The sequence below is a fragment of the Pseudomonas sp. NPDC099000 genome (assembly GCF_044759925.1).
GTDB lineage: Bacteria > Pseudomonadota > Gammaproteobacteria > Pseudomonadales > Pseudomonadaceae > Aquipseudomonas.
On record NZ_JBIWAF010000012.1, the window covers coordinates 66,667 to 90,554 of the forward strand.

General features: G+C 60.9%; 16 protein-coding genes. 4 read left to right on the plus strand and 12 right to left on the minus strand.

Going from position 1 to position 23,888, the window contains the following annotated elements:
• Positions 1–25 precede the first annotated feature (25 nt).
• From gltB to ACIQV9_RS16245, 9 genes are all read right to left on the minus strand, one after another.
• Positions 26–4,471, minus strand: coding sequence for a glutamate synthase large subunit (gltB, locus tag ACIQV9_RS16205; protein ID WP_403103234.1), 4,446 nt, complete (start codon positions 4,469–4,471; stop codon positions 26–28).
• 350 nt (positions 4,472–4,821) lie between these two features.
• Positions 4,822–6,432, minus strand: a complete 1,611-nt coding sequence (locus tag ACIQV9_RS16210; RefSeq protein ID WP_403103237.1) for an AAA family ATPase — start codon at positions 6,430–6,432, stop codon at positions 4,822–4,824.
• Positions 6,433–6,442: 10 nt separating this feature from the next.
• Positions 6,443–7,543: a 3-dehydroquinate synthase gene (gene aroB, locus ACIQV9_RS16215; RefSeq protein WP_102593630.1), complete on the minus strand. Its 1,101-nt coding sequence runs from the start codon at positions 7,541–7,543 to the stop codon at positions 6,443–6,445.
• 151 nt (positions 7,544–7,694) lie between these two features.
• Positions 7,695–8,213, minus strand: a complete 519-nt coding sequence (aroK, locus tag ACIQV9_RS16220; protein ID WP_010464421.1) for a shikimate kinase AroK — start codon at positions 8,211–8,213, stop codon at positions 7,695–7,697.
• Positions 8,214–8,217: 4 nt separating this feature from the next.
• Positions 8,218–10,299: a type IV pilus secretin PilQ gene (gene pilQ, locus ACIQV9_RS16225; RefSeq protein WP_403103242.1), complete on the minus strand. Its 2,082-nt coding sequence runs from the start codon at positions 10,297–10,299 to the stop codon at positions 8,218–8,220.
• Between the two features lie 13 nt (positions 10,300–10,312).
• Positions 10,313–10,840 carry a pilus assembly protein PilP gene (locus ACIQV9_RS16230; RefSeq protein WP_403103245.1) on the minus strand — a complete coding sequence of 176 codons (528 nt, stop codon included), beginning with the start codon at positions 10,838–10,840 and terminating at the stop codon, positions 10,313–10,315.
• Positions 10,837–11,460, minus strand: coding sequence for a type 4a pilus biogenesis protein PilO (pilO, locus tag ACIQV9_RS16235; protein ID WP_403103248.1), 624 nt, complete (start codon positions 11,458–11,460; stop codon positions 10,837–10,839). The genes ACIQV9_RS16230 and pilO overlap by 4 nt, the downstream gene beginning before the upstream one ends.
• The gene (locus ACIQV9_RS16240; RefSeq protein ID WP_403103251.1) at positions 11,457–12,023 is read right to left on the minus strand and encodes a PilN domain-containing protein; all 567 of its coding nucleotides are present in this window, start codon (positions 12,021–12,023) and stop codon (positions 11,457–11,459) included. The genes pilO and ACIQV9_RS16240 overlap by 4 nt, the downstream gene beginning before the upstream one ends.
• Positions 12,023–13,087, minus strand: a complete 1,065-nt coding sequence (locus ACIQV9_RS16245; RefSeq protein WP_403103254.1) for a pilus assembly protein PilM — start codon at positions 13,085–13,087, stop codon at positions 12,023–12,025. The genes ACIQV9_RS16240 and ACIQV9_RS16245 overlap by 1 nt, the downstream gene beginning before the upstream one ends.
• A 217-nt stretch (positions 13,088–13,304) precedes the next feature.
• Here ACIQV9_RS16245 and ACIQV9_RS16250 point away from each other — a divergent pair, with 217 nt between their 5' ends.
• Entirely contained in the window at positions 13,305–15,749 is a 2,445-nt protein-coding gene (locus tag ACIQV9_RS16250; RefSeq protein ID WP_403103380.1) for a penicillin-binding protein 1A, read from the plus strand.
• Positions 15,750–16,005: 256 nt separating this feature from the next.
• On the opposite strand, the gene ACIQV9_RS16255 is transcribed toward ACIQV9_RS16250, so the two are convergent.
• The 3 genes from ACIQV9_RS16255 to rpmE all read right to left on the minus strand — a co-directional run bounded on the left by ACIQV9_RS16255 (position 16,006) and on the right by rpmE (position 18,502).
• Positions 16,006–17,274 carry a malic enzyme-like NAD(P)-binding protein gene (locus tag ACIQV9_RS16255; protein ID WP_201115270.1) on the minus strand — a complete coding sequence of 423 codons (1,269 nt, stop codon included), beginning with the start codon at positions 17,272–17,274 and terminating at the stop codon, positions 16,006–16,008.
• A 182-nt stretch (positions 17,275–17,456) separates the two neighbouring features.
• The gene (locus tag ACIQV9_RS16260; RefSeq protein WP_403103258.1) at positions 17,457–18,257 is read right to left on the minus strand and encodes a thermonuclease family protein; all 801 of its coding nucleotides are present in this window, start codon (positions 18,255–18,257) and stop codon (positions 17,457–17,459) included.
• A gap of 14 nt (positions 18,258–18,271) precedes the next feature.
• A complete protein-coding gene (gene rpmE, locus ACIQV9_RS16265) occupies positions 18,272–18,502 on the minus strand; it encodes a 50S ribosomal protein L31 (RefSeq protein WP_059181778.1) in 231 nt (76 codons plus the stop codon).
• A 368-nt stretch (positions 18,503–18,870) separates the two neighbouring features.
• On the opposite strand from rpmE, the gene ACIQV9_RS16270 reads away from it, so the two are divergent.
• The 3 genes from ACIQV9_RS16270 (at position 18,871) to ACIQV9_RS16280 (ending at position 23,771) form a co-directional block, all read left to right on the plus strand.
• Complete coding sequence (locus ACIQV9_RS16270; RefSeq protein WP_403103262.1) at positions 18,871–21,090, plus strand: primosomal protein N'; 2,220 nt, start codon at positions 18,871–18,873, stop codon at positions 21,088–21,090.
• A 235-nt stretch (positions 21,091–21,325) separates the two neighbouring features.
• Entirely contained in the window at positions 21,326–23,062 is a 1,737-nt protein-coding gene (argS, locus tag ACIQV9_RS16275) for an arginine--tRNA ligase (protein ID WP_403103265.1), read from the plus strand.
• Between the two features lies 1 nt (position 23,063).
• On the plus strand, positions 23,064–23,771 hold the full coding sequence (locus ACIQV9_RS16280; RefSeq protein WP_403103268.1) for an SPOR domain-containing protein: 708 nt from the start codon (positions 23,064–23,066) through the stop codon (positions 23,769–23,771).
• Positions 23,772–23,888 lie beyond the last annotated feature (117 nt).

Consider the following 23,888-nt stretch of genomic DNA (forward strand, 5'->3'; position numbering starts at 1 on the left):
CCTCATCAAACTCTTCAGGCGCATATCACTGCGGGTTGGCACGGGTGCTGGAAAGCAACGATTTCAAGTTGGCAGCCTTGGGCTTGACCAGCCAGAAACGACGCAGATAGTCATCGAGGTTTTCAGCGAGGTTACGACCCCACTCGCTGTCGGTTTCCTCGACGTATTCGTTCAGCACGCGTTGCAGGTGGCTGCGATAGGCTTCCATCGCCTCACCGCTGATCCGCTGGATTTCCACCAGTTCGTGGTTGACCCGGTCAACGAAGCTGTTGTCCTGGTCGAGCACGTAGGCGAAACCGCCGGTCATGCCTGAGCCGAAGTTGTAACCGGTCTTGCCCAGGACGCAGACGAAACCACCGGTCATGTATTCGCAGCAGTGATCGCCCGTGCCTTCCACCACGGTGTGAGCACCGGAGTTACGCACCGCGAAACGCTCGCCCGCGGTACCGGCGGCGAACAACTTGCCGCCGGTGGCGCCGTACAGGCAGGTGTTGCCGATGATGGCACTGTCCTGCGTCTTGTAGACGCTGCCCTTCGGCGGAACGATGACCAGTTTCCCACCGGTCATGCCTTTGCCGACGTAGTCGTTGGCGTCGCCTTCCAGGTACATGTTCAGGCCGCCAGCGTTCCACACACCGAAGCTCTGACCGGCCGTCCCTTTGAAGCGGAAGGTGATCGGTGCATTCGCCATGCCTTGGTTGCCGTGTTTACGAGCGATTTCACCGGAGACCCGCGCGCCGATCGAACGGTCGCAGTTGCAGATGTCCAGGGCGAAATCGGCGCCGCTCATGTCGTTGATGGCAGAGGTGGCCATGTCGACCATTTTCTCGGCCAGCAGGCCCTTGTCGAATGGCGGGTTGCGGTCGACCTGGCAGAACTGAGGCTTGTCTGCCGGAATGTGATCGCTGCCGAGCAACGGGGTCAGGTCCAGGTGATTCTGCTTGGCGGTCTGGCCTTCGAGGATTTCCAGCAGATCGGTACGACCGATCAGCTCTTCGAGGGAGCGCACGCCCAGCTTGGCCAGCCACTCACGGGTTTCTTCGGCGACGTAGGTGAAGAAATTCACCACCATGTCGACGGTACCGATGTAGTGATCCTTGCGCAGCTTCTCGTTCTGAGTTGCGACGCCGGTGGCGCAGTTGTTCAGGTGGCAGATACGCAAGTATTTGCAGCCCAGGGCGATCATTGGCGCGGTGCCGAAACCGAAGCTTTCGGCGCCGAGGATCGCGGCCTTGATCACGTCGAGGCCGGTTTTCAGGCCGCCGTCGGTCTGCACCCGGACTTTGCCGCGCAGGTCGTTGCCACGCAGGGTCTGGTGGGTTTCGGCCAGGCCGAGTTCCCAAGGCGCGCCCGCGTATTTGATCGAGGTCAGCGGCGATGCACCGGTACCGCCGTCGTAGCCCGAAATGGTGATCAAGTCCGCATAGGCCTTGGCCACACCGGCGGCGATGGTGCCGACGCCTGCTTCAGCAACCAGCTTCACCGAGACCAAAGCCTTCGGGTTGACTTGTTTCAGGTCGAAAATCAGCTGCGACAAGTCTTCGATCGAATAGATGTCGTGGTGCGGCGGCGGCGAAATCAGGGTCACGCCCGGTACTGCGTAACGCAGCTTGGCGATCAGACCGTTGACCTTGCCGCCTGGCAGCTGACCACCTTCGCCGGGCTTCGCGCCCTGAGCGACCTTGATCTGCAGCACTTCAGCGTTGACCAGGTATTCCGGGGTCACACCGAAACGGCCCGTCGCGACTTGCTTGATTTTCGAGCTCTTGATGGTGCCGTAGCGCGCCGGGTCTTCACCGCCTTCGCCGGAGTTGGAACGCGCACCGAGGCGGTTCATGGCTTCGGCCAGGGCTTCGTGAGCTTCCGGCGACAACGCACCAAGGGAGATGCCCGCGGAGTCGAAGCGCTTGAGCACCGATTCCAGCGGTTCGATCTCGCTGAGGTCCAGCGGCGTGTCCAGGGTTTTGACCTTGAACAGATCGCGGATCATCGACACCGGGCGGTTGTCCACCAGCGCCGTGTACTCCTTGAACTTGCTGTAGTCGCCCTGCTGCACAGCGGCTTGCAGGGTGTTGACCACGTCCGGGTTGTACGCGTGATATTCGCCACCGTGGACGAACTTCAGCAGACCGCCCTGCTGGATCGGCTTGCGCGGGCTCCAGGCTTCGGCGGCCAGGGCTTTCTGTTCGGCTTCGATGTCGACGAAACGCGCACCTTTGATGCGGCTCGGCACGCCACGGAAGCTCAGCTCGCAGACTTCTTCAGACAGGCCGATGGCTTCGAACAGCTGCGCACCGCGATACGACGTGATGGTCGAGATGCCCATCTTCGACAGGATCTTCAACAGGCCTTTGGTGATGCCTTTGCGGTAGTTCTTGAACACCTCATAGAGGTCGCCCAGGACTTCACCGGTACGGATCAGGTCGCCCAGCACTTCGTACGCCAGGAACGGATAGACCGCCGAGGCGCCGAAACCGATCAACACCGCGAAGTGGTGCGGGTCGCGAGCGGTGGCGGTTTCCACGAGGATGTTGGAGTCGCAACGCAGGCCTTTTTCGGTCAAGCGGTGGTGCACCGCGCCGGTGGCCAGGGAAGCGTGGATCGGCAACTTGCCCGGGGCAATGTGACGGTCACTCAGTACGACCTGGGTGCGGCCAGAGCGCACGGCTTCTTCAGCCTGATCGGCGACGTTGCGGATGGCCGCTTCGAGGCCGACGCTTTCGTCGTAGTTGAGGTCGATGATCGCGCGCTCGAAGCCCGGACGATCGAGGTTCATCAGCGAACGCCACTTGGCCGGAGAAATGACCGGCGAGCTGAGGATCACGCGCGAGGCGTGTTCCGGCGACTCCTGGAAGATGTTGCGCTCGGCACCGAGGCAGATCTCCAGCGACATGACGATGGCTTCACGCAGCGGGTCGATCGGCGGGTTGGTGACCTGCGCGAACTGCTGGCGGAAATAGTCATACGGCGTGCGCACGCGCTGGGACAGCACGGCCATCGGCGTATCGTCGCCCATGGAGCCGACGGCTTCGTAGCCTTGCTCGCCGAGCGGACGCAGCACCTGATCACGTTCTTCGAACGTGACCTGGTACATTTTCATGTACTGCTTGAGCTGGTCTACGTCATAGAAAGCCGAACCGTGGTCGTTGTCTTCCATGGTCGCCTGGATGCGCAGGGCATTCTTGCGCAGCCATTGCTTGTACGGATGACGGGACTTCAAGCGGTTGTCGATGGCGTCGGTGTCGAGGATCTGACCGGTTTCGGTGTCCACGGCAAAGATCTGACCCGGGCCCACACGCCCCTTGGCGATCACGTCTTCAGGCTGGTAGTTCCAGACGCCGATTTCCGAGGCCAGGGTGATGAAACCGTTCGTGGTGGTGACCCAACGCGCCGGACGCAGACCGTTACGGTCGAGCAGGCACACCGCGTAACGACCATCGGTCATTACCACGCCGGCCGGGCCGTCCCACGGTTCCATGTGCATCGAGTTGTATTCGTAGAACGCCCGCAGATCCGGGTCCATGGTTTCGACGTTCTGCCACGCAGGCGGAATGATCATCCGCACGCCACGGAACAGGTCGATGCCACCGGTGACCATCAGCTCGAGCATGTTGTCCATGCTGGAGGAGTCGGAACCGACGCGGTTGACCAGCGGGCCGAGTTCTTCAAGGTCCATCAAATCGTTGGTGAACTTGGTGCGACGGGCCACGGCCCAGTTGCGGTTGCCGGTGATGGTGTTGATCTCGCCGTTGTGCGCCAGGAAGCGGAACGGTTGAGCCAGCGGCCATTTCGGCAGGGTGTTGGTGGAGAAGCGCTGGTGGAACACGCAAATCGAAGTTTGCAGGCGCTGATCGCTGAGGTCTGGATAGAAGGCGGTCAAGTCCGCCGGCATCATCAGGCCTTTATAGATGATGGTCTTGTGCGAAAAGCTGCAGATGTAGTGATCGGTGTCGGCGGCGTTGGCCACGGACGAGCGACGACGGGAGGTAAACAGCTTGATCGCCATGTCCTGATCGCTCAGGCCTTCACCGCCGATGTACACCTGTTCGATCTGCGGCAGGCGCTCCAGGGCCAGACGGCCGAGGACGCTGGTGTCGATTGGCACTTTGCGCCAGCCGACGAGTTGCAGGCCGGCAGCGAGGATCTCGCGGTTCATGTTCTCGCGAGCGGCTTCGGCTTTGACCGGGTCCTGGTTGAAGAAGACCATGCCCACGGCGTATTGCTTGGGCAGGTCGACGCCGAAGGTTTCCTGGGCGATGGCTCGCAGGTACACGTCCGGCTTTTGAATCAGCAAGCCGCAACCGTCACCGGTCTTGCCGTCGGCGTTGATCCCACCGCGGTGGGTCATGCAGGTCAGGGCCTCAATGGCCGTTTGCAAAAGGGTATGACTGGGCTCGCCCTGCATATGGGCTATCAGGCCGAAACCGCAGTTATCCTTGAATTCATCTGGTTGGTACAGACCTGCTTTCATAGACACTTTCTCACCAGGCTGCCTCTTTTCGAGGCAAATTTCTTTTCAATTCAACCACTTGCGATCCGCGCCGAACGTTCGCCGGCTTAGCGGGGGCAAAAGGGTGGTCATTGTACACAGCGACACAGAGGCTCACAAATTTGACGACGAACTGTCGCAAATCTATGTCGCATTTGTGAAAGGTTTAAAGCGATCTGCTGTGCTAGTCAAAACTTTTTTAATTTTGACCGCAACGACTCAAAGACTACTGTAACGCAGACACCACAAGGCACGCGGTCTTGAGAGACGGCATGCGCTTGCAGAAATTTTGAGGTGCTTGGAGAGGCGGCCTGGGTAAGGCCGCCGAATCTTCAGCGAGTTGTTGCCAGTTCCTGTTGGACGCTGGCGACAGTGCGAGGCCAAGGTTTACCAGCCTGAACCTTCGCTGGCAAGGCCTTGATGGCGGTCAGGGCTGCATCGCGGTTGGCGAAGTTGCCGTAGGTGATGACGTAAAGCGGCTTGCCGTTGAGCACTTTCTTGAAATAACGGTACTCGCCGCCCTGCTCTTTCACGAAGTTTTGCGCGGTCGCTTCGGAGCTGGTGCCGAGGATCTGCACCACGTAGTTGCTGGTAGGCTGCCCGGCGTACCAGGTGCCGCCGGCGCCTTTCGCAGGAGCGGCAGCTGGCTTCTCGACAGGCTTGGCGGTGGCCACGACGGCTGGCTTGGCTGGCGCTGGGGCCGGCTTCACGGCAGGCGCAGTCGGGACTGGCTTGGCGGTTGCCACCTGAGTTGGCGCTGGAGCCGGTTTGGCCGCAGGCATCGGCGCAGGCGTCGGTGCAGGACCAGGCTGGATGCCCGCCGGTGGCGCGGTGGTGGTCACAGTTGGCGGTGTAGCGCTGGAACCTTCGACCGGCACGCCGTCGTCGCCTTCGGTGATGCCACCGGCGGCTTCGGCCAGCGGTCCGCGCATGACCGGTTGCGAGTTGCCGACCAGCGGCAATGGCATCGGTTGCGAATTACCGGCGAATTCGACGGCAGGAGCACCGCCACTGTTGGGTTGTGGCGCGCCCTGGCCGAGCGGCAGTTGCGCCTGTTCGTTGGCAGGCGCGCCGGTGGTCGGTGCTTTGCTGCGACCCGGCATCAACCAGGCGGCGGCTACCGCGACCACGACGACGGCGGAAATCGCCAATACGTGTTTCTTCGGCATGTTAAACCCCATACTTGGACGCTTGACCGCTGAGCGGCTGGCAATCATGGCTTCGATCATTGCATCGCGGGCAACCTGGTTGATGGTGCCAGGCCAGCCGTCGGAGCTTTCGTGAATATCAGAGATCTGATCTGCGGTGAAAAGTTCGATACCCCGACCAGCGCCTTCGAGCCGCTGGTCCAGATATTCACGGGTTTCTTCTTCGGTGTAAGGCTGCAACTCGATGACGTGGAAGCGCTCTTCCTCGAGGCTCAGCGCATCCAGTTGCGCAATCAGCGACGACTCACCGAACAGGAACACATGCGGGCGGCCTTCCGGCGCGCCAGCGGCCAGGGCCAGCAGGGCCTCCAGCGCGGATTCATCGAGCTGCTCGGCATCATCCACCAGCAAATAGACTTCCTGCCCGGTCAGCGCAAGTTGCACGACCTGTGCCAGAATCGCGTTGACCTCTGCCTGGGCAACGTTCAGCGCCTGGGCCACCTGACGCAGCACGCCGGCCGCATCGCCAGCGCCACGGGCGGACACCACCACGCTCTGCACCGATTGCTTGTTGGTGCTGGCCACCAGGGCCTGGCGCAACAGGGTCTTGCCACTGCCTTGCGGGCCGGTGACCACCAGCAGCAACTGGCTGTAGCGGGCCAGATGATGCAGTTGCCCCAGCACCGGTTTGCGCTGGGCCGGGAAGAATTTGAAGCCAGGCACCCGTGGAGCAAAAGGGTCATGACTCAACTGGTAATGGCCGAGGAAAGCCTCGTCGGCATGCAAACTAGTCATCGGGATCTTATTAACCTTTAAGCTGAGCCAGGGCGCGGTAATCCGCTCCCAGCGTGGCCTGTAAAACTTCTTTCGGATAATCGTCGGTCACCACCGCTTCGCCCATGTGGCGCAGCAGCACCAGGCGTAAACGACCGTCGATCACTTTCTTGTCAATTGCCATGTGTTCGAGAAAATCGGCTTCGGTCATCTCTTCCGGCGGGATGACCGGCAGGCCGGCACGCTGAAACAGGCGAATGCCGCGATCGCGCTCTTGCTCGCTGATCCAGCCCAGTCGCGCGGACATTTCCAAAGCCATTACGGTGCCAGCCGCGACGGCTTCACCATGAAGCCAGACACCATAGCCCATATGGGTTTCGATAGCGTGGCCGAAGGTGTGACCCAGGTTCAACGTGGCACGAACACCGGTCTCCTTCTCGTCGGCACCGACGACCTCGGCCTTGGCTGCACAGGAACGCTCGATGGCGTAGGTCAGGGCGACCTGGTCCAGGGCGCGCAGGCGATCGACGTTTTCTTCGAGCCAGGTCAGGAACGGCTCGTCGCAGATCAGCCCGTACTTGATGACTTCCGCCAGCCCCGCAGAGAGTTCGCGGGCCGGCAAGGTATTGAGGGTCGCGGTATCGATCAGCACGACGTTCGGCTGATAGAAGGCGCCGACCATGTTCTTGCCCAGCGGATGGTTGATCCCGGTCTTGCCGCCCACCGAGGAGTCGACTTGCGACAGCAACGTGGTCGGGACCTGAATGAAATCAACACCGCGCTGATAGCAGGCAGCGGCGAAACCAGCCATGTCACCAATTACACCGCCACCGAGGGCGATCACTGTGGTGCGGCGGTCGTGGCGTGCGGTCAGCAGGCCGTCGAAAATCAGTTGCAGGGTTTCCCAGGTCTTGAAGGCTTCGCCATCGGGCAGCACCACGGAAATCACCGAGAATTGCGCGAGGCTGCGGGTCAGACGCTCGAGATAGAGCGGCGCAACGGTCTCGTTGGAGATGATCGCCACTTGCCGTCCGCGGATGTGCGGGGCCAGCAGCTCAGGCTGATCCAACAAACCTTCGCCAATGTGAATCGGGTAGCTGCGCTCGCCTAGATCGACCTTGAGTGTCTGCATGTGTCCCCACAGTGAAGATGGAATCAGGCGTCCTGCCTTGAGTTAACGAATGTCCACGGCGTCTGCTGGTGTGACGCCGTTCGGTAGCCATCCGCCACAACCTTGAGCGGTCGTGACAGGACGCCGAGGATAGCGCATTTCGCGCTACGCATTAACGGGGGGGTAGCTGCTGCAAGCGTTCGAGAATATCGAGGACGACCATTCGCGGCGGCCGCTCATCGGTTTCAACCACCAGGTCGGCGATTTCCCGATACAACGGATCGCGGATCGCCAGCAGATCCCGCAGGGTCTTGGCCGGATCGGCTGTGCGCAACAAGGGCCGATTGCGATCGCGGGAGGTGCGGCCGACCTGCTGCTCGACTGAGGCATGCAGATAGACCACCCGACCACCGGCGTGCAACGCCCGACGATTGGCTTCGCGCATCACCGCGCCGCCACCGGTCGCCAACACCACGCCATCGCAGCCGCACAGCTCGGCAATCATCGCCTGCTCGCGGTCACGAAAGCCCGGTTCGCCTTCTTTATCGAAAATCCACGGGATATTGGCGCCCGTGCGCAATTCAATTTCCTTATCGGAATCTTTGAACGGCAGGCGCAGTTCTTTGGCCAGCAACCGGCCGATGGTGCTTTTTCCAGCACCCATCGGTCCAACAAGAATCAAATTTCGCACAGAATCAATGACTCACAGCAATCGCCTGGTTATTCATGATACGCGGAGTGAGAAATACCAGCAGCTCGGATTTTTTCTCCGAAACCACGTCACGCCGGAAAAGGCGGCCAAGATACGGCACATCACCGAGAAATGGCACCTTATCTACAACCTTGCTCTGAGTATTTGAGAAAACCCCGCCAATCACGATGGTCTCGCCATCATTGACCAGGACCTTGGCATTGACCTCGTTTTTCTTGATCGGCGGCACATCCTGGACCTTGTTCAGGTAGTCCGGCTCATCCTTGGTGACCTTGACCTCCATGATGATCCGGTTGTCCGGGGTGATCTGCGGCGTGACCTCAAGGGACAGCGACGCCTCCTTGAACGACACCGACGTGGCACCGCTGGAGCTGGCCTCCTGATAGGGAATCTCGGTGCCCTTGAGGATTTTCGCGGTCTCCTTGTCGGACGTGACCACCTTCGGTTGCGAGACAATTTCGCCGTTACCGGTCTTCTCCATCGCGGTCAGCTCCAGGTCCAGCAGCACGTTATCGGTGATGAAGGCGATGCCGATCCCCGAGGTATTGCCCGCAGCGCCCAGGTCGACAAACGGCGAGTTGGTGCTGGTGCTGCCCGGCGTACCAATGGTGGTCGACGAACCATTACTGACCCCGGAGGTGTTCCAGTTGCCCTTGTTCTGCACCGAACCACCCCAGCGCACGCCGAGGCTTTTGTCGTAGTCGACGTTGGCTTCGACGATTCGTGCCTCGATCATCACCTGACGCACCGGGATATCCAGTTGCGCGACGATGCGACGAAGTTCGTCCAGCCGGTCCTGGGTCTGGTAGGCAATGATGTTGTTGGTGCGCTCATCTACCGTGATCGAACCCCGTTCGTCGATCTTCGCTTCGGCACTGGTCACCGACGTGAACAGCTTGGCGATGTCCGCAGCCTTGGCGTAGTTGACCTGCAACAACTCACGACGCAGGGGCGCGAGTTCGGAGATCTGCTTTTGCGATTCCAGTTCCTGACGTTCACGCGCAGCGATTTCATCGGCCGGCGCCACCAGCAGGACGTTGCCTATCTTGCGCTTGTCCAGGCCTTTGGTTTTCAGCACTAGGTCCAGCGCCTGGTCCCACGGCACGTTCTGCAAACGCAAGGTGATGCCGCCCTGCACCGTGTCGCTGGCCACCAGATTGAGGTTGGTGAAATCGGCGATCAGTTGCAGCACCGAGCGCACATCGATGTCCTGGAAATTCAGCGAGAGTTTTTCACCGGTATAGGCAAAGCGTTCGGCGTTGCGCTTTTGCAGGTCGTCGACGGTCATCGGCCGGATGCTGACCGTCAGCTTGTTGTCGGTCTGGTAGGTCGAATAATCGAATGCTCCGCTGGGCTCGATGCTGATCGTGGCCCGATCGCCCGTGGCGCTGGCGTTGACGAACTGCACCGGAGTAGCGAAGTCCTTGACGTCCAGACGCACGCGCAACGGCTCTGGCAATTGGGTTCTGGCGAAACCGAGGATGATCTTGCCGTCGCGCTCCTGAATGTCCGGGGCGATGGACGGATCCGACAGATCAATCACCACGTTGCCTTCACCCTGCGTACCGCGCTGGAAATCCACACCGCGGATGGCCTTGCCGACGGGCGCATAGGCTTTCGTCGGGGCGGGCGTTGCCATCGCGGCGCGGGGTGCGCTGGTAGTCGGTCGGGGCGTTTTGTTGTTGGCGCCTTGCCCGACCACCACGATCAGGTTGTTGCCCTCTACCCGTGCGCTGTATGGGGTCAACTGGGTCAGATTGATGATAAGCCGCGTACGGTCCTTGGCTTCCACCACTGTGGCGCTACGGACATTGCCGCCGCCCAGTTCACGATTTTTGCTTTTGAGCTGACTGACAACGCCGGGCAAATCCAGCGCAATGCGTGCGGGCGACTCGGTCGTGTAACCGTGGGGCTGCGGGGGCGGGCCATCGAAAGACAACTTCAACTCGACACGGTCACCCGGCAGCGCCGCAACATCCAGCGTCTTGAGGTTGGCCGCTTGTACCATCGGCGACAGCAACGCTATCCATAGCGAGATACCGAGGGTTGAGAAAATCCTGTTCATTATTCGAGTTCCACTATGAGTGCTCTTTCAAAGGGATGGTCCGGGGTCGTTCCAGCCAGGCACCTTCGCCGTCGGGAACGATTTCGACCACATCGACTTGCGAGCCGCTGATGGCGACGATCCGTCCATCGTTACGCCCCAGGTAATCGCCGACTTTCAGCCGATGCACCCCGCCTGCCCCGCGCAACAGCGCAAAGGAGCCGGAGGCATTGGAGATCGTGCCGACCATTTCAAACTGCTCGATGTTGAAACCTTCGAGGTATTGCTTGGCCCGGCCGGGGTCGGGCTTGACGTTGCGCGAGCCGCGCTGCTGCCCGGCCAGGTCGACCCTGACCTGCCGGGAAAACGGGCTGCGCAGGTTGGCAGCGTTGTAGGTGAACGTTGGGTAAGACCGGAATGTCGGCGTTGGTTCAATCTTGCCCGGCGGCCGCAGGCGCACCTCGTTCATGTAGGCGTCGAGGTCGCCGACGTCATTGCCGTTGCCGCAACCGGCCAGACCGGCGAGCAATACAACCATCAACAAGCAACGAATCGGGTTCATTTCTGCAACCCCTTGTCGTTGTAGCGATAGGTCTTGGCCAGGATGCTCATGCGCAGTTTCGGACCGCCCTCGGGGTCGGCCGGCGCAAGGTCGAAATCATGCAGCGTCACGATCCGCGGCAACCCGGCCACGCCACTGACGAACGTCGCCAGGTCGTGATAGGCACCGGTCACAGTGATCTGAATCGGTAGTTCGATGTAGAACTGCTGGGTAACCTCCGGCAACAGCTTGATCTCCTCGAACTCCAGCCCGCTACCGAGGCCGGTGCGGGTGATGTCCTCCAGCAGCCCGGGCACCTCGGTATCGCTGGGCAATTGCCGCAGCAGCACGCCGAAGGAGTTCTCCATCTCTTTCATTTGCTGGGTGTACAGCTCCAGGTTCGCCGCCATGTGCGCCTTGGTCGCAAATTGCTCCTTGAGTGTCGACTCTTCTTCACGCTTGAGTCCGAGGTGATCTTCCTGATCACTGATGTAAAAGGTGTACCCGAGGGTCAACACCAAAACCATCAGTAAGACACCCGCCAAGGCCTTGATCGCCGGCGGCCAGGAACCCATGTTGTTGGTGTCGAGATCGTTGATGTCGATCTTGCGCAGGCCTTCGAACCATTCCGAGGGGCTCATTTGCCAGCCTCCACAACAGCGGGCTGAGTCTGACGGACGGTCAACTGAAAGACATTGGCCTGATCCAGTTGCCCGGCGGTGGTGGCTTTGACTTCCGTGAGACTCGGTGCATCGAACCAGTCGGACGCATCCAGGTTACGCATCAAGTCCGAAACACGATTGTTCGATTCCGCCGCGCCGGTAATGGACAGGGTTTTGCCAGCCATTTTTACTTCGGTGAAATACACCCCGTCCGGCAGGGTACGCGCCAACTGGTCGAAAATCCGCCCACTGATCGGACGGTTGCCTTGCAGGTCCTGGATGATGCGCATGCGCTCGACGAGCTGCTGGCGACGGGACTTCAGGTCGCTGATCTGCTTGATGCGCTCGTCGACCACGACAATCTGTTTGCCGATGTAATCGTTACGGGCCACTTGTCGGTCAATGGCGCCACTGATGACCTGGTCCGCGATAAAAATCGCGCCCACCGAGCACACCAGCACGCCGACCAGCGCCAGCAAAAAGCGTTTGCGGCGCTCTTCACGCAGCTCTTCGCGCCAGGGTAAAAGATTGATCCGCGCCATCAGTCGAAACTCCTGAGGGCGAGCCCGCAAGCGATCATCAGCGCTGGCGCATCGCTTGCCAGGGCCCCGGCATTGACCTTGCTGCTCAACGCCATGTCGGAGAACGGGTTGGCCACCTGGGTCGGCGTACCCAGCCGCTGTTCGATCAGGCGATCAAGCCCCGGAACCGACGCGGTACCGCCAGCCAGCAGAATGTGATCGACCGCGTTGTACTGACCGGATGCGAAGAAGAACTGCAACGAGCGGGAAACCTGCTGCACCAGCGCATCGCGAAACGGCTGCAAGACTTCGCTGACGTAATCGTCCGGCAAGCCGCCCTGCTTCTTCGCCAGCCCCGCCTGCTCGATGGTCAGGCCATAACGACGCTGGATTTCCTCCGTGAGCTGACGACCGCCGAACAATTGTTCTCGGGTGTAGATGATCCGCCCGTTGAACAGCACGCTAAGGGTGGTCATGGTCGCGCCGATGTCGACCACCGCCACGGTCAGCCCCTCCTGAGAGACCGCCAGTTGCCGCGCCAGCAAGGAGAAGGATCGTTCCAGCGCATAGGCCTCGACATCCACCACTCGCGCCGTCAGGCCGGCCAGCGCCAGGGCAGCTTCACGCACCTCGACGTTTTCCTTGCGACAGGCCGCCAGCAGCACGTTGACCCGCTCGGGGTTACGCGCCGACACGCCCTGGACTTCGAAGTCGATGGCGACTTCATCCAATGGATAGGGAATGTACTGATCGGCCTCGATCTTCAGCTGGTTTTCCATCTCGTCGTCGGAAAGACCTGCGTCCATCTCGATGGTTTTGGTGATGACTGCCGAACCGGCGACGGCCACGGCGACATTCCTGAGGTTGGTTTTGGCCTTGAGCAGCACGCGCGCGAGTGCCTGGCCCACACCTTCGAGCTCGGCGATATTTTTTTCGACCACTGCATTGGCGGGCAAGGGCTCGACCGCATAGGCCTCGACCCGATAACGCTCGCCCTGACGACTTAGCTCAAGCAGCTTCACCGACGTGGAGCTGATGTCGATCCCCAGAAGCGTGTTGGCTTTTTTATTGAAGAGTCCTAGCACTACCAATTCCCTATGACTATCCGTGTCTTACGGACTCTGTAATACCCATTGCGTTCAAACCACCCGTCTTGACAGCAGCGCAAATGACGCCCTCGACGGAAAAATGCTTATAATGCCCAGCGTTTTTTTCCGGTTTTTACTGCAAGCGCGGGTTGTTCCCTGTTATCTGAACCCTGTTGCCCAATTCATTCTTTGCCCTGGATATCCCAAAGCCTTGATTCGTCTGCTGAAATTTTTCGGTTGGTCCATCGTCGCCGTTTTCTGCGGACTGCTCCTTGGTCTGAGCGGCGCGTTTCTTTACCTTAGTCCGGGATTGCCATCTGTGGAGGCTCTGCGAAGCATCCAGTTGCAGATTCCATTGCGGGTGTACAGCAGCGACAACAAGTTGATCGCAGAATTTGGCGAAATGCGCCGCACACCGATCCGTTTCGCCGACATTCCCCCCAACTTCATCAATGCGTTACTAAGTGCTGAAGACGACAATTTCGCCAACCACTACGGTGTCGATCCCAGCAGCCTGATGCGTGCGGCGACCCAGCTGGTAAAAAGCGGACACATCCAGTCCGGCGGCAGCACCATCACCATGCAGGTGGCGAAGAACTTCTTCCTGACCAGCGAACGCAGTTTCTCGCGCAAAACCACAGAAATCCTCCTGGCCCTGCAGATCGAACGGCAGTTGACCAAGGACGAGATCCTCGAGCTCTACGTCAACAAGATCTATCTGGGTAACCGCGCCTACGGCATCGAAGCCGCCGCGCAGGTTTACTACGGCAAATCGATTCGCGACGTCAGCCTGGCGCAGATGGCGATGATCGCCGGTCTGCCAAAAGCCCCTTCGCGCTTCAACCCACTGGCCAACCCGGCCCGCAGCAAGGAACGTCGCGACTGGATCCTGGGGCGCATGTACAAACTCGGCAAGATCACCGAAGCCGACTACACCACCGCAATCAACGAACCGCTGAACGCCAGCTATCACGTACCGACGCCGGAAGTGAACGCGCCGTACATCGCTGAAATGGCCCGTGCCGAAATGGTCGGCCGCTATGGCAGCGATGCGTACACCGAAGGTTTCCGCGTCACGACGACGGTGCCTAGCAACTTGCAGGAAATGGCCAACACTGCGGTCCACGAAGGCTTGATGACCTACGATCAGCGTCACGGCTATCGCGGCCCTGAATCGCGTCTGCCGGGCAAGACTCGCGAGGCCTGGGCCACCGAACTGACCAAACAGCGGACCATCAGCGGTCTTGAGCCCGCCATCGTCACGCAGGTCGACAAGAACGGTCTGCAAGTGATCACCCGCACCGGCGAAGAACACATCGGTTGGGACAGCATGAAATGGGCGCGTCCGTTCCTGAACACCAACAGCATGGGCGCCAATCCGAAGCAGCCGTCGGATGTGGCTCAGGTCGGCGACCTGATTCGCGTGCAGCGCCAACCGGACAATTCGCTGAAATTCAGCCAGATTCCGCAAGCGCAGGGCGCGCTGGTGTCCCTTGACCCACAGAACGGCGCCATCCGCTCGCTGGTCGGTGGTTTTGCCTTCGAGCAGAGCAACTACAACCGCGCCATGCAGGCCAAGCGTCAGCCGGGTTCGAGCTTTAAGCCCTTCGTGTACAGCGCCGCGCTGGATAACGGCTACACCGCCGCCAGCCTGGTGAACGATGCACCGATCGTGTTCGTCGATGAATACCTGGACAAGGTCTGGCGTCCGAAGAACGACACCAACACCTTCCTCGGCCCGATCCGCCTGCGTGAGGGGCTTTACAAGTCGCGCAACCTGGTATCGATCCGTCTGGTGCAGGCGCTGGGCGTCGATCGCACCATCGACTACATCAGCAAGTTCGGCTTCAACAAGCAGGACCTGCCGCGCAACCTGTCCCTGGCTTTGGGCACCGCGACCCTGACGCCAATGGAAATCGCCACCGGCTGGAGCACCTTCGCCAACGGCGGCTATAAAGTCACTCCGTACATCATCGACAAGATCGAAAGCCGCAATGGCGACACGCTGTTCGTCGCCAACCCGCCGAGCGTTCCTCAGGGCGACACAGCGACCAACGGCATCGCCGCACCGACCGACGCCCAGGCGTTCACAGTCAATGCGACGCCGGGGGAAGCTCCGGCCGCACCCGGCACCGCGCCGCAAACGCCGGCCGTGGCCGAACGCATCGTTGACGGTCGCACCACCTACATCCTCAACAGCATGCTTGAGGACGTGATCAAACTCGGCACCGGCCGCCGCGCACTGGCCTTGGGCCGCAGTGACATTGCGGGCAAGACCGGCACCACCAACGAATCCAAGGACGCCTGGTTCTCCGGCTACAACGCCGATTACGTGACCACGGTCTGGACCGGGTTCGACCAGCCTGAAAGCCTGGGCAAGCGCGAGTTCGGTGGCACCGTTGCGCTGCCGATCTGGATGAACTACATGGCTGCGGCGCTTAAGGACAAGCCGCCTCACACTCAGACTGAGCCGGAAGGCATCCTCAGCTTGCGGGTTGACCCGGTCAGCGGTCGTGCGGCCAGCCCAGGCACGCCAGGCGCGTACTTCGAGCTGTTCAAGGCCGAAGATACGCCACCGTCGGTGAATGAGCTGGGTAACGGCAATGCGCCGGGCAGCCCGCTGCCGGCGGATGAAGCGGCGCCGATCGATCTGTTCTGATCGCGTAGCGCAACGCAAAAGCCCCGCCTTCGAGAGAAGTGCGGGGCTTTTTACTGCCTGCCGATCGTTCCCACGCTCTGCGTGGGAATGCAGCCCGGGACGCTCCGCGTCCCTTTCCAGAGCTGGAACGCGGAGCGTCCCTTGTGGCATTCCCACGCAGAGCGTGGGAACGATCAACGTCCGGTGCAAAAGCCACAGATAAAAAAAAGCCCCGACTCATACGAATCGGGGCTTTCGGTTGAAGCGCTACAACGGCTTAGCCGTTGAACACGTCATCCACGCTTTTCAGCGGGTAGTTCTTTGGATACGGCAGGGTCGCTACGCCGGTCTCGATGGCGGCCTTGGCCACGGCATCGGAGATCACGGTGATCAGGCGGGCATCCATTGGCTTCGGAATGATGTACTCACGACCGAATTCCAGCTTGATACCGCCGTAGGCGTCGCACACTTCCTGAGGAACCGGCAGCTTGGCCAGTTCACGCAGGGCGTTAGCCGCGGCAACTTTCATTTCTTCGTTGATGCGCTTGGCGCGAACGTCCAGGGCACCGCGGAAGATGAACGGGAAGCCCAGTACGTTGTTGACCTGGTTCGGGTAGTCCGAACGGCCGGTCGCCATGATCACGTCGTCACGGGTGGCGTGCGCCAGTTCCGGGGAGATTTCCGGATCCGGGTTGGAGCACGCGAACACGATCGGGTTGGCCGCCATGGATTTCAGGCCTTCAGCGCTCAACAGGTTCGGGCCGGACAGGCCAACGAACACGTCGGCACCGGTCAGGGCGTCAGCCAGGGTGCGCTTGTCGGTCGCGTGAGCGAAGACAGCCTTGTACTGGTTCAGGTCGTCACGGCCGGAGTGGATCACACCGGTACGGTCAACCATGAAGATGTTTTCGATGTTGGCGCCCATGCTCACCAACAATTTCATGCAGGAGATGGCCGCTGCACCGGCGCCCAGGCAGACGATCTTGGCGTCAGCGAGGGTTTTGCCAGCGATTTCCAGGGCGTTGATCATGCCGGCCGCGGTAACGATTGCGGTGCCGTGCTGGTCATCGTGGAACACTGGAATGTCGCACTGTTCGATCAGAGCGCGCTCGATCTCAAAGCACTCAGGGGCCTTGATGTCTTCCAGGTTAATGCCACCGAAGGTAATGGAGATACGCTTGACGGTGTCGATGAAGGCTTGCGGGCTTTCGGAGTCGACTTCGATGTCGAAAACGTCGATGCCGGCGAAGCGCTTGAACAGCACGCCTTTACCTTCCATGACTGGCTTGGAAGCCAATGGGCCGAGGTTACCCAGGCCGAGAATCGCGGTGCCATCGGAAATGACTGCAACCAGGTTGCCTTTGCCGGTGTATTTGTAGGCCAGTTCAGGATCGCGGGCGATTTCGCGTACTGGTTCGGCTACGCCGGGGCTGTAGGCCAGCGACAGATCGCGGGCGGTAGCGGTGGCCTTGGTGAGCTCGACACTCAGCTTCCCTGGACGAGGATGGGCGTGATATTCGAGAGCGGCAGTTTTCAAATCAGACATGTGGGCATTCCGCTTTTACTGTTGGACAGACGGACCGCCGAGGATACGCGTGTCGCAAAGTCCCCACAAGACTGACCGGTCACCCCTGTCAAGCGCCCTGCCTTACGACTTTGGGCCAAGAGCCGCGGAACACAAGGGATAGACTGTTCACAATCGCCAGATAAAATGTCTACAATTTTTTATCAGGGTGCCGCTTGCAGCATCGCCGGATCGGTCAGCGGTAGAAGCCAGCGCGCCTGCCCGGATTTCAAACCGCCCCGGCGCGATCGATCCACCACCCAGCCACGCGCCTCGATCTGCTTGCCCTTCAGCCGCTCAAGCGATGCTACATCGAACTGCCCGAGCAAATTGGGTGCAACGCGCAATACAACCGCGTCCTGCAACTCAATCCAAACCCCGCCGCGATTGCGTTGAACCTTGCTCACACGACCGCTGAGCACGGCAAAACCGGAGGCGTTGATCTGCTCCGCTTTCAGTACAGGCGATTGCCGCCACAGGCCAAGTCCGGCCCGACGGGCACTGCGTTCGGCGGCTTGCTGGCAGTTGACCAAATCGACATTCGGTGCGACCGCCACTTGAAAACCGAGGCCCTCGGCGAGCATCTGCGCTTCGAGGTTGGCGCCATTGGCGCCATAGACATGGGCCAGCGTGCGACCGTAATGATCTTTGCTCTCTTTACCGGGCAGCAAACCCACGCGTCCGTCGCTGGCCGCCACCAGCGTTTCCAGGCGTTTGCGTGCGGCCACGGCGAACGGCTCGTCGGAACGACCCTGCTTGCCCAGCTCTGGCGTATTCAAGCCGATCATGCGCACACTGCGGCCATCGCTCAGGCGCAAGGTGTCGCCATCCACCACACGCTGCACCGCGATGGGTGTCAGACCGCTTGGCACCGGACAGAAGGCCTGGGCGCCAGACAGCCAAATCGCAGACACAAAAAAGGCGCCCGCGAGGGACGCCTTTTTCGTTAGCAAGGTAAAGCCCATGGGGCCTTTCAACCTTACTCTGCAGCAGCAGGAGCTTTCTTGCCGAAAGCGCCGAAACGGTCTGCGAAGCGCTGTACACGACCGCCAGTATCCAGAGTCTTCTGCTTACCGGTGTAGAACGGGTGGCACTCGTTGCATACGTCGATCGCCAGAGGCTTGGCCAGGTTCGAACGAGTTTCGAACTTGTTGCCACAGCTGCAGGTAACTGCGGTGACTTCGTATGTTGGATGGATATCGGCTTTCATGGTGTCTTCCTCGGGCTAGCGTGCCGCCACTCAACACTATTGTTGAATACCGCACGTAATTAGGCCGCGGATTCTACCAGACAATGCCAATCACGCAAGCTGTCGCTTCTACCGACCGTCTGCTAGGCTCGCGCCCCAAATGCTGATCATCTGCACGCAAACCTGTGGGAGTGACCTGTGGCGAGGGGTTTATCCCCGTTGGGTCGCGAAGCGGCCCTGAAGCTGTGAATACGGTGTTTCAGAAAAACCGTATTCACTGATTTGCGACTGCTTCGCAGCCGAACGGGGATAAATCCCCTCGCCACAGCCCGCTCCCACAGGGGTTGCGCTCAGCCTTTCTTGCTGCCCGCCCACAGAGAATCCCCCGCGTGCCCGACGCCATTTTGCGCCTCGCCCTGCCTTCGCCGCTGCGCCGCCTGTTCGATTACCGTGCCCCGGCCGGGGTCCTGCGCGCCCAGTTGCAACCGGGCATGCGCCTGCGGGTGCCGTTCGGCCGGCGGGAAATGATCGGCATTCTGGTGGAGGTCACCGACACCAGCGAAGTCCCGGTAGAAAAGCTCAAACCGGCCCTGGCCCTGCTCGATGCCACGCCGCCACTGCCGCCGGCGCTGTTCAAGCTGTGCCTGTGGACCTCGCAGTATTACCAGCACAGCCTGGGCGACACCTTGAGCTGGGCGCTGCCGGTGTTGCTGCGCCAGGGCGAACTGGCCGAAGCGCGGCAGGAACGCTTCTGGTCCGCCGCGCCCGGCGCCAGCCTGGATGACCCGCGTATCGCCCGTGCACCGCGCCAGCGCGAAGCCTTGGCCACGCTGGCCCAACACCCCCACGGCGTGGCTCATCAGTTGCTGAGCAAACTGATGCTGAGCAAGGACAGCCTGGATCTGTTGCTGGCCAAGGACCTGGTGCAGGTGGAGATCCGCAAGCACGCCCCCGGCGCCCGCCACGAACACTGGCTGGCGCAACCGGAGCTGCCGCTCAACCCTGAGCAGCGCGCCGCCTATGAAGCGATTCGCGCCGGGTTCGACAGTTATCACGCGTTCCTGCTGGCCGGCGTCACCGGCAGCGGCAAGACCGAAGTCTATTTGCAGCTGATCCGCGAAACCCTCGAAGCCGGCAAGCAGGCGCTGGTGTTAATCCCGGAGATCAACCTCGGCCCGCAAACCCTGGCGCGCTTCGAGCAGCGTTTCAATGCGCGCATCGCCCTGATTCACTCGGCAGTCAATGATCGCGAGCGCCTCGAAGCCTGGCTCGCCGCCCGGGACGGTGACGCCGACATCATTATCGGCACCCGTTCGGCGCTGTTCACGCCGATGAAAAATCCCGGCCTGATCATCATCGACGAAGAACACGACGGCTCGTATAAGCAGCAGGAAGGTCTGCGTTACCACGCCCGCGATCTGGCGTTGGTGCGCGCGCGGCAGGAAAACATCCCGATCGTGCTCGGCTCCGCCACACCTTCATTGGAAAGCCTGCACAACGCCTACACCGGTCGGTATGGGCTCCTACGCCTGAATGAGCGTGCTGGCGGCGCCAAGCAACCGCGATTCCTGCGTCTCGATGTGAAAAGTCGTCCGCTGGACAGCGGCATTTCCGGGCCGATGCAGCAAGCCATCGGCCAGACCCTGGCGGCCGGCCAGCAAGTGCTGGTGTTTCTCAATCGTCGCGGCTTTGCGCCGACGCTGCTGTGTCACGACTGCGGCTGGATGTCCGAGTGCCAGCGCTGCGATGCGCGGATGACCGTGCACCAGCGCTCCGGCGAATTGCGCTGCCACCATTGCGGCTACGTCGAACGCGTGCCTCGGCATTGCCCGAAGTGCGGCAAGGTCGATTTGCGGCCGGTGGGTGCCGGCACCGAGCGCGCAGAAGAACGCCTGGCGATTCTATTTCCGGACGTCCCGGTGCTGCGGGTCGATCGCGATAGCACGTCGCGCAAGGACGCGATGAATCAGCTGTTCGCAACCATCCAGAAAGGCCAGCCGTGCATTCTGGTCGGCACGCAAATGCTTGCCAAAGGGCACCACTTTCCACGGGTGACGCTGGTGTCGATTCTCGATGCCGATGGTGGGCTGTTCTCCGGCGACTTCCGCGCCAGCGAGCGCATGGCTCAATTGATCGTTCAGGTTGCTGGCCGCGCCGGGCGGGCCGAAGAGCCCGGCAAGGTGATTATCCAGACGCACCTGGCCGATCATCCGTTGCTGGTGCAATTGACCGAACAAGGCTATTTCGCCTTTGCCGAACAGGCCTTGAGCGAACGCCGCTCGGCAGGATTGCCGCCGTTTGCGCATTTGGCGTTGCTGCGGGCCGAAGCGCATAAACCGGGACAGGCCGAAGGGTTTCTCGATGAGGCGTGCAGCGAAGCCGAGCGCTTGCTGGCTGAGCAGAACCTGACCGGGATTGAGCTTCTCGGCCCGGTGCCGGCACCGATGGAGCGCCGCGCGGGGCGTTATCGTGCGCAGTTGTTGTTGCAGGCCACGGCCCGGGCGCCGTTGCATCGGTTGCTCGCCAATTGGTTGCTGGTGCTGGAGCAGATGCCGAGTGGGCGGGCGGTGCGCTGGTCCCTGGATGTCGACCCGGTCGATTTGTATTGATTGTTAGATCGCCTTCGCGGGCAAGCCTCGCTCCTACAGGGGTTAGTCGTTTGCCAATATTGTGAACGACACGAACCTGTAGGAGCGAGGCTTGCCCGCGAAGAGGCCCGATTTGTCACCACATATCCATAACCTGCCCGCTATAGTTGGCAAGCCCGCCTTCGCAACGGATAATGCCCAGTTTTTCCACTAGCGCATCGAAGCGCCGCCGCGCTTGCGGTCGAAAGAGAACACCATGAAAGACACCATTCGCCAGCTGATCCAACAAGCCATCACCCAACTCGTCAACGAAGGTGTGTTGCCTGAAGGCCTGTCGCCGGCGATCCAGGTGGAAAACTCCCGTGACAAGAAGAACGGCGACTTCGCCAGCAACATCGCGATGATGCTGGCCAAGCCAGCGGGCATGAAACCGCGTGATCTGGCAGAGAAAATCATCGCGGCACTGCCGGCTGACGAAAACGTCAGCAAGACCGAAATCGCCGGCCCGGGCTTCCTGAATTTCTTCCAGAACACTGATGCCCTGGCCACTCGCCTGGATGCTGCCCTCGCCGACGACCACATCGGCGTGCGCAAGGCCGGCCCGGTGCAACGCACCGTCGTCGACCTGTCGGCCCCGAACCTGGCCAAAGAGATGCACGTCGGCCACTTGCGTTCGACCATCATCGGCGACGGCGTGGCGCGCGTTCTGGAGTTCCTCGGCGACGACGTCGTCCGTCAGAACCACGTCGGCGACTGGGGCACCCAGTTCGGCATGCTGATGGCGTACCTGCAAGAAAACCCGATCACCAGCGACGAACTGTCGGATCTTGAAAACTTCTACCGCGCGGCGAAAAAACGCTTCGACGAATCCGAAGAGTTCGCCGATCGCGCCCGTGGCCTGGTGGTCAAGCTGCAAGCCGGCGACCCGGACTGCCTGGCGCTGTGGACCAAGTTCAAAGACATTTCGTTGTCGCACTGCCAGAAAATCTACGAACTGCTCAACGTCAAACTGACCATGGCCGACGTGATGGGCGAAAGCGCCTACAACGACGACCTGATCAACGTGGTCAACGACCTGAAGGCCGCTGGCCTGCTGGTCGAGAGTAATGGCGCGCAGTGCGTGTTCCTCGACGAATTCAAGAACGCCGACGGCGACCCGCTGCCGGTGATCATCGTCAAGGCCGATGGCGGCTACCTCTACGCCACCACCGACCTGGCGGCCGTGCGTTATCGCAGCGGTACGCTCAAGGCTGATCGCGCGCTGTACTTCGTCGACCAGCGTCAGGCGCTGCACTTCCAGCAAGTGTTCGCGGTCGCCCGCAAGGCCGGCTTCGTGACGCACCCGATGGAAATGGAACACATGGGCTTCGGAACCATGAACGGCGCTGATGGCCGTCCGTTCAAGACCCGTGATGGCGGCACGGTGAAGCTCATCGACCTGCTGACCGAGGCAATGGATCGTGCTTATGTTTTGGTAAAAAGCAAAAATCCGGAGTTGGCCGAAGACGAATTGCGCAACATCGCCAAGGTCGTGGGCATTGGCGCGGTGAAATACGCCGACCTGTCCAAGCACCGCACCAGCGACTACAGCTTCAACTTCGACCAGATGCTGAACTTCGAAGGCAACACCGCACCGTACCTGCTGTACGCCTACACCCGCGTGGCCGGTGTGTTCCGCAAGCTCGGCAAGGACTTCAGCGAAGTCGAAGGCCAGATCGTCCTCGAAGCCGCCCACGAACACGAATTGGCAGCCAAGCTCGCGCAATTCGGCGAAGTGCTGAACAACGTGTGCGAAAAAGGTACGCCGCACATCCTGTGCACCTACCTGTACGATGTCGCCGGCCTGTTCTCCAGTTTCTACGAGAACTGCCCGATCCTCAGCGCCGACACCCCGGCGCAAATGCAGAGCCGCCTGCGCCTCGCCGCGCTGACCGGCCGCACTCTCAAGCAAGGCCTGGAACTCTTGGGTCTGGAAACTCTGGAGCGTATGTAAGTTGGCTGCCAAGAAAAAACCTGCACCCAAGCGTGGCGCCAGCCGTTACCAAGCTCCTGCAAAACAACCGATCCCGGGGTGGCTGTGGATGGCCATCGGCCTGACGGTCGGCGCGTTCATTGTGTTCCTGATGAAACTGGAACCGGGCAAGGGCAGCGAGAGCGTCAAGCGCGAGAAGATCGAGCAACAGAAAGCCACCAAGATCGCCGAGGCCAACAAGACCCCGCCGAGCCCGACGCAACCGGTGAAGCCGAAATACGACTTCTACACCCTGCTGCCGGAATCGGAGGTCATCGTGCCGCCGGATGCCGTGCCGGAGAAAACCCTGCCGACGCCACAAGTGCCGGCCATTCCGACGACGCCGGTCACGCCGGCTGAAGCGGCGAAGATCGATACCGCGCGCGCCCAGGCCGCACTGGCCGGGATCACGCCGCCGCCAGCGCCACCGGTGTCCAAAGCGGCTCCGGTGACCAAGTTCTTCCTCCAGGCCGGTTCGTTCCGAAAGGAGGCTGATGCGGACAAGGTTCGGGCGCAGATCATCCTGTTGGGGCAGGCGGTGGCGGTTGAATCTGGCACGGTCAAGGACGAGACATGGTATCGGGTTTTGGTCGGACCGTTCAGCAACCGCGAACAGCTGACCACGGCGCAGAAACAACTGTCCGGCGCCGGCTTCAGCAACCTGTTGTTACAACAACGCCAGAACCGCTGATTGCGTCAGACATACCGCGTTATCGTTCTTCGCGGGCAAGCCTCGCTCCTACAAGGATTGCGTGATTCCCTGTAGGAGCGAGGCTTGCCCGCGAAGGCGTCAGAACAGTCAACACAC

Coding starts and splice junctions, on each gene's coding strand:
- ACIQV9_RS16230 (WP_403103245.1), bottom strand. CDS start 10,840: ATGAACCCGATTCGTTGCTTGTTGATGGTTGTATTGCTCGCCGGTCTG.
- argS (WP_403103265.1), top strand. CDS start 21,326: ATGAAAGACACCATTCGCCAGCTGATCCAACAAGCCATCACCCAACTC.
- ACIQV9_RS16240 (WP_403103251.1), bottom strand. CDS start 12,023: ATGGCGCGGATCAATCTTTTACCCTGGCGCGAAGAGCTGCGTGAAGAG.
- ACIQV9_RS16255 (WP_201115270.1), bottom strand. CDS start 17,274: ATGTCTGATTTGAAAACTGCCGCTCTCGAATATCACGCCCATCCTCGT.
- pilQ (WP_403103242.1), bottom strand. CDS start 10,299: ATGAACAGGATTTTCTCAACCCTCGGTATCTCGCTATGGATAGCGTTG.
- ACIQV9_RS16210 (WP_403103237.1), bottom strand. CDS start 6,432: ATGACTAGTTTGCATGCCGACGAGGCTTTCCTCGGCCATTACCAGTTG.
- aroB (WP_102593630.1), bottom strand. CDS start 7,543: ATGCAGACACTCAAGGTCGATCTAGGCGAGCGCAGCTACCCGATTCAC.
- ACIQV9_RS16260 (WP_403103258.1), bottom strand. CDS start 18,257: ATGGGCTTTACCTTGCTAACGAAAAAGGCGTCCCTCGCGGGCGCCTTT.
- rpmE (WP_059181778.1), bottom strand. CDS start 18,502: ATGAAAGCCGATATCCATCCAACATACGAAGTCACCGCAGTTACCTGC.
- gltB (WP_403103234.1), bottom strand. CDS start 4,471: ATGAAAGCAGGTCTGTACCAACCAGATGAATTCAAGGATAACTGCGGT.
- pilO (WP_403103248.1), bottom strand. CDS start 11,460: ATGAGCCCCTCGGAATGGTTCGAAGGCCTGCGCAAGATCGACATCAAC.